General features: G+C 39.0%; 14 protein-coding genes. 2 read left to right on the top strand and 12 right to left on the bottom strand.

Annotated features, from left to right (window positions below; translation table 11 throughout):
- Positions 1 to 74: 74 nt before the first annotated feature.
- The 11 genes from NML76_RS00805 to NML76_RS00755 form a co-directional block, all read right to left on the bottom strand.
- Complete coding sequence (locus tag NML76_RS00805; RefSeq protein ID WP_254732453.1) at positions 75 to 827, bottom strand: HAD family hydrolase; 753 nt, start codon at positions 825 to 827, stop codon at positions 75 to 77.
- Positions 802 to 1,206: a PaaI family thioesterase gene (locus NML76_RS00800; protein ID WP_003016342.1), complete on the bottom strand. Its 405-nt coding sequence runs from the start codon at positions 1,204 to 1,206 to the stop codon at positions 802 to 804. The genes NML76_RS00805 and NML76_RS00800 overlap by 26 nt, the downstream gene beginning before the upstream one ends.
- Before the next feature lie 83 nt (positions 1,207 to 1,289).
- Positions 1,290 to 2,387 (bottom strand): hypothetical protein, encoded by a 1,098-nt coding sequence (locus NML76_RS00795; RefSeq protein WP_254732452.1) that lies wholly within the window; start codon positions 2,385 to 2,387, stop codon positions 1,290 to 1,292.
- A gap of 3 nt (positions 2,388 to 2,390) precedes the next feature.
- Positions 2,391 to 3,095 carry an ABC transporter ATP-binding protein gene (locus NML76_RS00790; protein WP_254732451.1) on the bottom strand — a complete coding sequence of 235 codons (705 nt, stop codon included), beginning with the start codon at positions 3,093 to 3,095 and terminating at the stop codon, positions 2,391 to 2,393.
- A gap of 448 nt (positions 3,096 to 3,543) precedes the next feature.
- Positions 3,544 to 4,011: an 8-oxo-dGTP diphosphatase gene (locus NML76_RS00785; protein ID WP_173020169.1), complete on the bottom strand. Its 468-nt coding sequence runs from the start codon at positions 4,009 to 4,011 to the stop codon at positions 3,544 to 3,546.
- Between the two features lie 123 nt (positions 4,012 to 4,134).
- Positions 4,135 to 4,698 carry a hypothetical protein gene (locus tag NML76_RS00780; protein ID WP_254732450.1) on the bottom strand — a complete coding sequence of 188 codons (564 nt, stop codon included), beginning with the start codon at positions 4,696 to 4,698 and terminating at the stop codon, positions 4,135 to 4,137.
- 30 nt (positions 4,699 to 4,728) lie between these two features.
- Entirely contained in the window at positions 4,729 to 5,352 is a 624-nt protein-coding gene (locus tag NML76_RS00775) for an NAD(P)H-dependent oxidoreductase (protein ID WP_129824596.1), read from the bottom strand.
- A gap of 13 nt (positions 5,353 to 5,365) precedes the next feature.
- The gene (uvrB, locus tag NML76_RS00770) at positions 5,366 to 7,354 is read right to left on the bottom strand and encodes an excinuclease ABC subunit UvrB (protein WP_254732449.1); all 1,989 of its coding nucleotides are present in this window, start codon (positions 7,352 to 7,354) and stop codon (positions 5,366 to 5,368) included.
- Positions 7,355 to 7,616: 262 nt separating this feature from the next.
- Positions 7,617 to 8,306 (bottom strand): hypothetical protein, encoded by a 690-nt coding sequence (locus NML76_RS00765; RefSeq protein WP_061590608.1) that lies wholly within the window; start codon positions 8,304 to 8,306, stop codon positions 7,617 to 7,619.
- The gene (locus NML76_RS00760) at positions 8,287 to 9,099 is read right to left on the bottom strand and encodes a hypothetical protein (protein WP_302851174.1); all 813 of its coding nucleotides are present in this window, start codon (positions 9,097 to 9,099) and stop codon (positions 8,287 to 8,289) included. Before NML76_RS00760 ends, NML76_RS00765 begins: the two co-directional genes overlap by 20 nt.
- A 1-nt stretch (position 9,100) precedes the next feature.
- Positions 9,101 to 9,811: an ABC transporter ATP-binding protein gene (locus tag NML76_RS00755; protein WP_129299205.1), complete on the bottom strand. Its 711-nt coding sequence runs from the start codon at positions 9,809 to 9,811 to the stop codon at positions 9,101 to 9,103.
- 158 nt (positions 9,812 to 9,969) lie between these two features.
- Here NML76_RS00755 and NML76_RS00750 point away from each other — a divergent pair, with 158 nt between their 5' ends.
- The gene (locus NML76_RS00750) at positions 9,970 to 10,641 is read left to right on the top strand and encodes a response regulator transcription factor (RefSeq protein WP_134974767.1); all 672 of its coding nucleotides are present in this window, start codon (positions 9,970 to 9,972) and stop codon (positions 10,639 to 10,641) included.
- Complete coding sequence (locus tag NML76_RS00745) at positions 10,626 to 11,702, top strand: sensor histidine kinase KdpD (protein WP_049493105.1); 1,077 nt, start codon at positions 10,626 to 10,628, stop codon at positions 11,700 to 11,702. Before NML76_RS00750 ends, NML76_RS00745 begins: the two co-directional genes overlap by 16 nt.
- 102 nt (positions 11,703 to 11,804) lie before the next feature.
- On the opposite strand, the gene NML76_RS10245 is transcribed toward NML76_RS00745, so the two are convergent.
- Positions 11,805 to 12,743: a CPBP family intramembrane glutamic endopeptidase gene (locus NML76_RS10245; protein ID WP_368077135.1), complete on the bottom strand. Its 939-nt coding sequence runs from the start codon at positions 12,741 to 12,743 to the stop codon at positions 11,805 to 11,807.
- Between the last annotated feature and the right edge of the window lie 242 nt (positions 12,744 to 12,985).

The raw sequence follows: 12,985 nt of genomic DNA, 5'->3' as shown, positions 1-12,985 counted from the left end.
GACAAATCCTGCTCGACTGTAGCATTTTCAATAAAAAAGGAGGCGACTTGGCCTCCCTACACGGATGATATTTCTCAATCTTCCTGCAATTCTTGAATGTCTCGAATCACGCGCACACCTGCTTGATTCTTCTCGCGCAGTTCAGCATCAGAGTAAGGAAAGGTATTGATCAAGATACTCTCCATCCCGATACTTTGGGCAACAGCGACATCTGTCGTAAAGTCATTCCCCACCATGACCGTTTTCTCAGGGTTCAACTGGTGCTCTTTCATCACTTCCAAGAGAAACTCTGGCTGAGGTTTGCGAATACCTGCATCAGATGACAAGTAAATGGCATGGAAAAGCTCTCTCAAACCAACCAAATCAATCTCCGGATTGGTAAAATCTGATTGGGCATTGGATAAGAGAAAGATTCGGCAACCTGCAGCTTTCATATCCTCTAATACTTCTTTCGTATGAGGATAAAGCTCCAAACGCTTGCGAGAAAGGACACGGAAAGTCCGCGCAATCAAACGTCCCCACTCTTTGAGGTGGACAACACTATTCCCGCTTGGATGGCCTTCTAAATATAATTGTACAAAGATGACCGTTAGATCAATCTCTGGGTAGGAAACTTGTTTTTCCTTAGCCAAGTCTTCTTCGGCTTGTTGCACCAACTCTCTATAACGCAGGCGCAGTCCTTCTCCTGTGTAGCTTGCCCCGTAGGATTGGTAGATCTGAGCCATGGTATCCCATAAAAGGGGACTCGACTCATCCGTTTCGATGTCGACCAAGGTTCCATAAAAATCAAAAATATAGTTTTTAAATGCGTACTTGTGCGGATTCATCTCTCACTCCCGTAACAAACATCGTAAAGGTTGCCTTGCAGACATTGGCCCCGTCTTGATTGGTAATATCGACATCCACAACTCGAGTCGTCCGTCCACTGTGGACACATTCGCCATGGATGGTCAGGACATCACCCAGACGCCCTGCTTTCAAGTAATTGATCGAAGATTGCAAGGTTACCCCATCGACCCCTTGAGAAACCACTACCAAACCACTGACTTGGTCACACAGGGTAAAGAGATAGCCTCCATGCGCATTTCCATAATAATTGAGCGATGATTCCACGACCTTGGTTGTCACCACCACATGGCCATCTCTCATCTTTTCGATTTCATAATTTTCAAATGCAGCAATTGCATCAAAGTGAAAATCTTTCATATACTTGCCACCTTTTCTAGCATCTTTTCAACTCCTCTATCATACTACAATTAAGAAGCAGATACAAGCAAAGGGGCAATTCCTTAGAAGCAGAAAAGGAGACTCCAACTAAGTAAGAAGACGATACTAGGAACAATGTATTTTCTTGGGTGCTTCCAACATTCTCTCTTTAAATTCCATTTTCTTAAAGGGAAATAGATTTCAATCAGTAAGTGCAAAACAGCTTCCACTACTGCTAGAATCATCACTCCTAGTAAAAATAGGATCCCCAAGTCAGGCATGACCACCATTTTTAATAAAAGAGCAACAAATAGATTCACAGATAGGAAATAGGTCAGCAACACACGGTAATACATCAGGTAAAAGAACCGACTCTTAGGGAGAGACTTAACATGATCGATCAAATCTTTATCAGCGGAAATGAGAGTGGTTAATGGCGTATTGACAGAAGCAATCGTTAACAGGATGATGATTTTTAAAGGAGCCTCATAATCCTGTATCAGAATGAGAAGGAGGAAGATGAGAGTAAAGACAAAATTGATGGAAAAATAGCGCTCTTGAAACAAGGAAATCCAAAAATAATTTCCACTTCTTCTCTTTGAAACGAGTAACTGATCATTTTTTGAAATCGCGATCAAGTCCTCATTTTTAAAAATTAAGACAGCAATGAAGGCTGAAAGTAAGATCATATAGGGCACTTGTTGAACCCATAAAGAAGATACTGTAAGAACAGTCGTTACAGAAATGAGGACTCCTCCTAGAAGACTTGGCCTGGTATTGAACTGGATAAAGACATAAAACACACTCAATACCACCAGTAAAGAAAGGAGGACAAGCTTAAAGGATTGTAGCAGGTCTAACCTGACTCCTAAAAAGAGGATCAATAACAGCACGCGCTCTAGTAAATTGAGAAGAAAGGTTACCGTCAGAAAAGACCCTTTGAAATGATTGAGAGACAAAGGAAGTTGGTAGTAGGCCTGGACCCTGTCCATCGAAAAGTAGGAATAGAGCAATTGAAAGGTTGATAGAGCAGTAACAATAGCCGTACTGATCAACAAGACTTGAAAGCTCGTAGAAAATTTTGCCCCAACAAGATAGTAATAAAGAGCAAAGGCTAAGGAAGTCAAGAACAAGAAGAGCCGATTTTTGGACACCACATCTCTAAAAATTGCTAGTAGCATGTTCTACCCCCTCTGACGATTGACGTCATGAAACCAATCTTCTAAATTCGATTCAATCGCGTCTAGGTGACCATCTTCAATAGAATAAGCTGTATCACAGACCCGAACGATACTCTCTGCGATATGCGAACTCATCAGAATAGAGCCTTCTTCTTTATACTGCAATAGCAAACCATATAGAAATTCTGTCGCATCAAAATCAAGGCCATCAAATGGTTCGTCCAAAATAAGGAGGGTAGGTTTGAGATAAAAAGCTGTGATCAAGAAGACTTTCTTCTTATTTCCCGTTGACAAACTACCAATGTCTGTGTTGAGAAACTCTTCAAAATGAAAGCCTGAGATCAGGTCCTGCAATAACGTTTCATCTCTCTTTCGATGATACAAACGACAGACAAAATTAAAATAATGAACAAAATCCCAGTTTAAAAAACTATTGTTTTCAGTAAAAACTGTATAGGTACGGCTCTTATAGAAATTCGTATGAAAAGAGGTCGCCTTGTCTTCTATGGTAACAGTCTCAACTGCATACTGCCGATGATCAAAGACACTACTTAAAGCTTTTAGCAAGGTTGTCTTCCCAGCTCCATTTCGACCAATCAACCCCACTACAGAATGATTGGGTACAAGCAAATTCGTGTCTTTTATAACGGGCTTGTCTTTTTTATACCAAACGTTTAGCCCCCTGATGTTTAAACACTCACTCTTCATCGACGCACTCCTTTATAAAGGTAAGAAGCCCCAACTAAAAGCAACAGCAAAGCGTATAACCATTCCTTTTGAAAGGCAAAGACTAAGGCACCGATCAAGAAGCAAATTCCTATAAGGATTCTAAATTGTAATTTCATATCTTGCCTTCTTTCTATTCACAGTATGAAAGATTACAATTGTATTTTATGCTTATACTATAGTACTTTTTCTAAGCAGATTCAAGCACGAATGGAATATTCTTTCTTCTTTCACCTTACAAGCAAAAAAGAGAGTGGGACAGAAATCGGTAATTCGTTAGAATTCGATTTCGTCGTCCCACCTCCGCACAGTTGAGTAGGGCTGTAAAAGCTGATGAAATCAGAGTAGTAGAGCCCACTCAACCACTGCGTCTTGCTCGACAATCCAAAAATAATTGAGAGGCTAGGACTTTTGTCCCAGCCTCCTTTGCTTAAAATCTTAATTTTTCCCAATCATCGTCTGTCCGTTTGCGATAATAGTACTCGGACAAATCTGGGTCTTCCATCACTTCCAGCAGAGGAAGCATATCGTAGGATAAATCCAACTTTTCTAATTGATCCTTCTCAACCCAATAAACTTCTCCTTCTTCAGACGATCTTAGCTGGCCTGTAAATTCTGTCGCTTTGTAGCAAAAGACGATGTAGCGGCCGCCCTCATCTTGTGGCCAGTCTTTGACTGCGACCAGTTTTGGATTTGTAATTGTAAGTCCTGTCTCTTCGTAGATTTCACGAATGACGGATTCTACAAGGCTTTCTCCTTCTTCGATATGGCCACCTGGAAAAGCATAGCCAGCCCAGTGAGTCTTTTCAGGTGAGCGGTATTGGAGGACTACTTTCCCATTTTCAAGATCTTCGACCATGCAAAGATTGCACAGTATAGTAGGCGTTGTACGTGACATATATTTCCTTTCTATGATGTAATACATCAATCAAAATAAACTTTTTTCTTTACTTCTTTCTTCATCGCAAAGGGATTTACCAGCTCATGGTATTCATCAAAAATATCCAAAAGAAAGCCTCTCTCAAAGACAATGGTCTTCTTTTTTATCGAATTTTCCGACCTTATTTCTCTTATTTTTCCTCAATTTTATTATGAATAAGATCAAGGCCGCTAGAATGAAGAAGATCGCATAGGTCACGATAGGAAACCAGATGTATTTCAGATTCAAGGTGTAAAGTGCTGGAATATAATCTCCCATACGTCGTCCTTTGATCCCAAACCCAATATGCACAACAGACGTAATTTCATTCACGTACAAAAAGACGGTTGCGAAAAATTCAATGGAAGCTCGGTCTTCTTTCTGCACTCGAAAGACATTAAAATATAATCCATTCAGCAATAAATATAGATTCATAAATAAGGGAAATAGATAATTAAAATCACGGTAAGTCCTTGGGATTAGATGATTGTCAAAAAGAAAGACACCTAGGGTAGCTCCCATTGACAAAAACATGATAAAATCCAAAAGCATACCAATACCTGAATGCTTTTCAAGCCACAGGTTTAAGCGAACTAACCAGCTTCTTTTACTCTTTATTTTATTTTGATGGTTGACCTTCTTTACAGTATTTTTCTTCTGCTTCATTAACCTCATTTCCTAACGTTAAGGATTTACTCAGAGTTTTTTCATTTCTGCTGCTACCTTTTGGAGATGGTGTTCCCGCATGCTAGCGGTGTTCACATCCCGGCCGACTTCTCCCAAGATACAGACGCGCTTGGTTTTGATCCCACAGTGGTTCAAGACGGCATTCTTCAAAACAGAGATACCATAACTATCCGGAATGTTGAGAGGACCTGAAAAGATCTTGTACCACCAAGTAGGCGCCATGGAGGTCGCATATATACTAGCTGTTTTCCCTTTGAGCAACTTCTTGAATTGCTTGCCTCTGAGGTAATTCCAGATAAAGCTGCCCTGATCATTAGCCGAGTAAGCAATCCCAGGTGTGAAGACCCGATCAATCCAACCTTTCATGAGGCTCGGCATACTGCTCCACCAGATGGGATAGACAAAGATCAGGTGGTCCGCCCACTGGATCCATTCTTGAGAACGAAGGATAAAGGAATCTTCCTCCATCCGCTTTCGGTAACCATAGCGAAGGACCGGATCAAAGTCCTCTTCATTGAGACTGATCACTTGGAGCTCGTGGCGATTTGAGTCAATAGTTTCGACAATGGTTTGAAAAATAGCCTGACAGTAACTTTCCTTATCCGGGTGTCCATTGATGACTAAAATTTTCATACTTTCCCTCCGCTTAATCCAAAGCCTTGACTTCCAACATCCTATCGCGGATTTGCGCTGCCAGCTCGAAATCAAGCACTTCGACGGCTTCTTGCATTTGACCTTGCAGTTTCTTGACCAGTTCTTTGCGCTCTTGGCGGTTGAGACTGGTGATATCCACTTCCTTGTCTTCTTCCTTGGCCACAGCCTTAGTAACAGAAATAAGATCTCGGATTTCCTTTTTGATGGTTTGTGGCACAATGCCATGCTCTTCGTTATAGGCCATCTGAATCTGGCGACGGCGGGCCGTTTCATCGATGGCTTTTTGCATAGACTGGGTTATGGTGTCCGCATACATGATCACGTGCCCCTCACTATTACGGGCTGCACGACCGATGGTCTGGATCAGTCCACGCTCATTACGGAGGAAACCTTCCTTGTCCGCATCGAGAATGGCCACCAGACTAACTTCTGGTACGTCAATCCCTTCCCGAAGCAGGTTGATACCGACCAAGACATCAAAGACCCCTAAACGCAAATCACGAATAATCTCCGTCCGCTCCAAGGTCTTAATGTCCGAGTGCATGTATTTGACTTTAACACCCATTTCCTTGAAGTAGTCGGTCAAGTCTTCTGCCATCTTCTTGGTCAGGGTAGTGACAAAGGTCCGCTCTCCACGTTCTACACGCGCATTGATCTCACCCAAGAGATCGTCCATTTGTCCCATGGTAGGGCGTACTTCCACTTCTGGATCCAGAAGACCAGTCGGACGAATAATCTGCTCGATGACGGTGTCCGTTTGTTCCATCTCATAGTCACCTGGTGTCGCTGACACATAGACAATCTGGTGGACATGGCTTTCAAACTCTTCACGACGCAGTGGCCGGTTGTCCAAGGCAGATGGCAAACGGAAACCATAGTTGACCAACATCTCCTTGCGTGAGCGGTCTCCATTGTACATACCCTTGATCTGTCCCATGGTCATGTGACTTTCATCGATCATGATGAGGAAATCTTCTGGAAAGAAGTCAAGGAGGGTGTAAGGAGGCTCTCCTTCACTTCGGCCATCCATGTGACGGGAGTAGTTCTCCACCCCATTGGTGTAGCCCATTTCCCGCAACATTTCAATATCGTACTCTGTCCGTTGCTTCAGGCGTTGGGCTTCTAAGAGCTTACCTTCTTTTTCAAAGACTTTTAACTGCTCTTCTAGTTCCGCCTGAATCTTGGCAATGGCCACTTCCATATGGTCGTCATTGGTCACGAAGTGAGTGGCTGGGAAAATGGCTAAGTGGTCCACATCTCCTAGAACTTGGCCCGTCAAAGCTTCAATCTCACGAATCCGCTCAATCTCATCTCCGAAAAACTCAACTCGAAAGGCATGCTCATCACGCGAAGCTGGGAAAATCTCGACCACATCCCCACGGACACGGAATTTCCCCCGTTGAAAGTCGATGTCATTGCGCTCAAACTGGATATCCACCAAGTCATTCAGCAGTTTATCACGTGAAATCTCGAGACCCGGACGCAAACTGACCACGCTGTCGGAATATTCCTTAGGCGAACCCAAACCATAGATACAGGAAACAGACGCAACGACAATCACGTCATTTCGTTCTAAAAGAGCGGAGGTTGCTGAGTGACGAAGCTTGTCAATCTCATCATTGACCGAGCTATCCTTTTCGATATAGGTATCGCTCGATGGTACATAAGCTTCTGGCTGGTAGTAATCGTAGTAAGAGACGAAATACTCGACCGCATTTTCAGGGAAAAATTCCTTGAACTCCCCATAGAGCTGACCTGCTAGGGTTTTATTGTGGGCGATGACCAAGGTCGGCTTATTGACTTGGGCAATGACCTGACTCATGGTATAGGTCTTCCCCGTACCAGTTGCCCCCATCAAGATTTGGGCCTTCTCGCCTCCCTCGATGTTATCCACCAACTGTTCAATGGCCTGCGGTTGGTCCCCAGACGGTTGGTATTTGGAGACTAGTTTAAATTTGTTATCAGTTACTCGATTAATCATCTCTTTGTCCTCACATATATAGACCTTATTTTACCATAAATCACTAGAATTCTCTGAGATGAGGAATGAAAGGGAAAACAACATATTACAAAATAATTAATTGGACACGCATTAGAGTGAAAACTAAACAAGACTCTCGCAATTACTTCGAAAGTCTTGTCTTTTATTCTAAAACAATGCAATACGTAATAAACTTCAGTGTCCATGATATACAAAATTAGCAAGGTTTGCTCATCGGTATCATTTTTACGAAATCAATTTACTACTTAACTTCTTGATTCCTTATCAAAAGGTAAAGAGTGGCTCCAAGTGAAAACACCAATTCCATAGCATAAACACATAGTTGCAAATAGGAAGCTCTCCCTAGTATTGTATCCGCAATAATATTGTAAAATAGATAACTAGTCATTGGTTCCACTACTCTTTCTATGAAAGGTTGTACCAAAATAGGAAATAGCAGCAAAATAGCTAAACTCCCCATTGGACTTTTGAAAAAATAACTTAAGAAGTAAGAAATCAAAAAATATTGGATGGAGCCAATCAAATAGAAACTGAAAAGTTCTAAACTGACACCATTTTCGCTACTAAAAAAATGAAACCATATAAGTAGTACAATGAAATTTAAGGTTGATTGGAGTACTACATCACATAATTCTACGAACAGGATCCGAATTGAACTTAAGATCCTTTTTCCACTTACCAAATAAACCAGTTTTGTTTCGTGTGATTGTAACTCAACAAATGCATTAACACACCCAATACCAACAGAGAGCATTGACGCAAAAACAAGAGCTTGCTTTATAGATAATTGTACAACAGTATCATTGATTGAAACTGGTAAAACACCTAAGAGACACACAAAACCTATCAAAAGTGACTGTATAGCTATCTGGTACTTTACGGGTTTTAAACTATATTTTTTGACGATAAGACTAAAAAATATTCTTGCCATTCTTCCTCCTCATTCGAATCATTTCTACAAGCATTATGAATACCAAGAACAAGATTCCTTCTACTACTAAAAGTGTAAATCCATATAATTGGCTCGTTTGAATCCCTTCAATTCGGCCAAAAGCAAATGACTTTGCTCCAATCAAAGGCAAGAGATTTTCTATTTTAGAAGAAATTCCTCTTAGAATACCTGATAAAGTGATTACCAATAACAAAACGTCTGCAATTAATGAAGTCATTGATTTTTTCGTTACTATTACGAAAAGTAAAGCTAATAAAGTAAGAACGATTGCAAATATCATAACCCTTACCGTGACATCTAAAAACAATGTCAATTCTAAAAAATTCTTTAGAGTTGAATCTAGAAAAACGAATAAAATAACAGCGTTTACTATAGAAAATATTAAAGTAGAGAGTAACGATAGGACAATCGAACTTGCAATAAACCCAGTAAGACGAACTTTCCAGTTAGGAATCAATAACTGGCTAAAATAATCATCACCAAATTGATAATGGGTTGAATAAACAAGTGAAACAAGAATTGGCAAGAAAATAACACTTGCTTGGTAGGGTGAAGATAAGAGAGCATCCCTGACTGTATGCACTGGATTCGATGATAACATAGATGGATCAAGGTTAACCGCTTGTCCATTTCCTTCTACTAAGGCATTTATCACCTGGATATTTTGAATTGAAAAAAATATGCTGACTCCCAAAATAAGAAAAAAAGTAACTTTAAAAGCAGGTAAACTACTATATTTATATAGGTCACTAAAAAAGGAACGCTTCAACAAATTATTCACCTTCTTTCCCTTCGAGTGCTTTAAAATATGCTTCCTCAAAAGAGCCAAACTGTTTCAAAATATCTTTTGTAGGAGCATCAATAACAATTTTGCCATTAGAAATACCAACCAAATGATCTACAGTTAATTCTAACTCACTCATATAATGACTTGTCATTAATACAGTTTTACCTTCATTGACAAAAGATTGTAAAAAATTACGTACCCAGCGAATTCCTTCTGGATCTAGTCCATTGATTGGTTCATCTAAAATTAAAATGTCAGGATTTGCTAATAAGGCTGTTGCTAACCCAAGACGTTGCTTCATTCCTAATGAATAGTCTTTTACCTTTTTATTTTTAGCTTCACTTAACCCCACCAACTCTAAACATTCCTTGCACCTATTTCTATCAACCCCACAAGCCAACCCAATCCACCGAAGATGCTGAAATCCTGTTCTGGTTGGGTAAGGTTGGCAACTGTCAAGGAACGATCCAACAATACAAAAAGGATTATCTCCCAATTGAGAGTATTTTTTTCCATCGATCAATGCCATTCCCATTTGACTATTTTCTAAGCCAAGTAAAATTCTGATTAAAGTTGATTTTCCAGATCCATTCGGTCCAATCAATCCAGTAATCTCACCTTTCTTAGCTTTGAAAGACACGTTTTGAAGGACAATTTTATTATTATATTCCTTATGTAGCTTTTGAATTGTTATCATTCATTCTTTTTCCCTTCTGACTTTTAGTGAAATTCCACCTTCACTTGGAGCAAGTATAACAGGAGAAAATCAGGAAATTCTCAGAATAATTATTTTTTTTATTTTCAACAAATTACATTCTATATTTGCTATAATATGCTCATATAATTGGAGGAACTATGAAGTATAAAATTTTAGCCATTGACGATGATGAAAAAATCTTACGATTAATAGGGAATTCATTAGAAGCAAACAACTTTCACGTGGAAACTCGTAAAAATATAGAGGAGATCAATATCTGTGACTTTACTGGATTTGATCTAATTTTACTTGACGTCATGATGCCTATTTCTGGTTTAGAAATTTGTCGTTCCATTCGTCCACAAATTGCTACTCCAATCTTATTTCTAACCGCTAAAGATTTTGAAGAAGATTTACTAAAAGGAATACAAGCCGGAGCCGATGATTACATTACAAAACCATTCAGCATTAAAGAATTGATTGCAAGAATTCAAATGCATCTTCGGAGAGAAGAAAGATCTCACCCTGCCTCTAAAGAAGAAATGAATTCAGATATTACTTTTTATCGAGATCGTCAAGAAGTTTATTATCAATCAAAGAGAATATCACTAACTAAGCGAGAGTTTGATTTACTTTATCTTTTAGCCAAAAATGAGAACCGAATATTTAGCATAGAAGAACTTTACAATTACCTCTATCCTGTAGACTCTGATGCACAACTACGATCCATTACTGAATACATCTATCAAATCAGACAAAAATTTAAGATTCATCAAATTGATCCAATCAAAACAGTATGGGGAGGAGGATACAAATGGAAAAAGAATTGACAATCAAGCAACTCATTAAGCGTACCTACCTTAAAATCATTTGGCAATTTCTTCTATGTCTGATACTTTTTTACATAGTTCCAGCTCTTCTATCTTCTGTGTCTGGAATTAATGAGAAAAATGCCAATCACTTTGCTTTATTTTTTAGCGTCAGTTCTTGGATTTATCTTTGCATCATTTTAATTTTTATCATTGTAATAAATATTAGACGGTTATTAACCAAGATTCAAACAGAAATGAACATGGTTTATCATAGTGGTCTATATTTCACAAAAAATGAACATCACCATTTGCAGATTAAAGAATTCATTGAAACAAACGATCTGATCGAAAAAATGCAATCTGAAATAAAAAATAGAATTCAAAATGAAAAAGATCAAAAAAAAGAACTCATGTTTCAAGTATCTAGCGCTGCACATGATCTTCGTAGCCCTCTAACTGTCATCAGAGGAAATGCCGAATTCTTACAATCCACCGAGCAAACACCTCAAACAATGGAATGTCTAAAAGATCTGGAGCAAGCAAGTATTCAATTAAATGATTATTTTAACCACTTCATCCAATACTCCAAAACTTTTTATGACCATGATATTCAACTTGAAAACATATCAATTCAACAAGTAACTCATCAATTGAAGGAACAGATCACTCCTTTACTCCCGAGAAATACACAATTTGTTTTTTCAAATACAGTAACTCCATCAACACAAATTGCCATTCATTCCAATTTATTTTTTCGAGCAATCACAAATATTATTAATAATGCAATACAACATCAAAAAGATAATGATGCAAAGATCCAGCTAACAATGTCACAAGAAAAAAATCGATTAGTTCTAACCATATGGAATAATCAATCTACTTTTTCAAAAAATGTATTACAACATGCTGGAAATCTTTTCTATAAAGAGGACCAAGCAAGAACACCCTCTCAAGAAAGTCACTTTGGACTTGGTTTATCTTTCGTGAAACGCGTCATGAAACTTCATAATGGAACTATGCATTTAGAAAATACTCATAATGGTGCACAAGTCAAGCTAATCATTCCCATTATTATATAGAAAAAGCCGAACTCATCAATATGTGTTCGACTCAGAATGCAGACAAACGTCATTTTTGGTGTTTGTCTTTTTCATATATGACTTTCAGACATTACACAGAGGTTAGTCATCAAACTTTTCTTTCCTCTCACCTAAGCGATAGACAATCACTAGGGATACAATAAGAACTAGGGTGGTGATGATTGATCCTTCTGCTCCAAATGCCCCTCCGGTCAACCAATCAGGACCATATCCCATGCTAAAGCTAAAAATCGAGGCATCTGCGCCTGTGCCACTGACTTGAAAACCAAGGAGATTTCCTTGTACATAGTTCCAAGTGCCGTGTTGGGCGACCACTAGCCAGATACTATCCGTATAGATAAAAAGCAGACCAGCCAGCACTCCATCGAGGATGATATTCAGAACGGATAAGAAGGTCACTCCTGCATTTCCCATATGCAGAATGCCAAAGAGACTACTAGAAATCGCGATCGCTAAAGGCAGATTAGTTCTTGCAGCCATCCGAGTCAGAAGCCAGCCTCGCGTCGCTACTTCTTCCGTCCCCCCTTGCAGAAGCCAAAATGGGAATAATCCTAGAATAAAGAGGATGGGTTCTAAACTTAATTCATTCAGCTCAAAAGACCCAATTCCACTTACTTGGTAGACAAGAGCAATGACTCCCATTTGAACAAGTGAAATCATGATCCCCCAGACTAGATACTTGAGCCAATTTCTTTTTACAAAGCCTAAGCTTGATAAAGCATTCTTCTCTATGACCTTCACCCAAAAAATAAAGAGAAATAGTATGATTACAAAACTGAAAAGCTCATAATAGAGAAGATAATGGTAGAAAAATTCTTGAATACTTGCTGTCCCATTTCCTGGCGAAAAGAACTCCACTAGAAAACCTATAACTAAGGAAAATGGCCCCACCAATTCACTACTAAGCCATAGTCCCCCTTCTATAAAGAAGGAGGCTAAAAATATATAGAATAGTGTAGAAATAAGAACTGGCATAGATGTGTTTGTTTTTATATCCTGAATGATCTTTCCTTTCTTCATGATCAACCTCCATTTATCTGATAGGTCCATTGTAACAAAGAAAATCCAGAGGTGCAATATTGTTTCATGTTAGAAAACCTAACATGAAACCTCGATTTTTCTTGCAAAGCAAACTATTTTCTGATATAATAGCTTTTGTAGAAAAACATAAGACCATTCATACTCGTTTTGGTATGAATGATTTGTTTTTTTAAGGCCATCCTTTGGTCAATGTGCTCATGGGTCAAATACCCAAAGAGAAA

The sequence above is a fragment of the Streptococcus sp. CF8_Ac1-9 genome (assembly GCF_024295565.1).
GTDB classification, from domain to species: Bacteria; Bacillota; Bacilli; order Lactobacillales; family Streptococcaceae; genus Streptococcus; species Streptococcus parasanguinis_X.
This window is presented reverse-complemented; position numbering and strand designations above follow the sequence as displayed.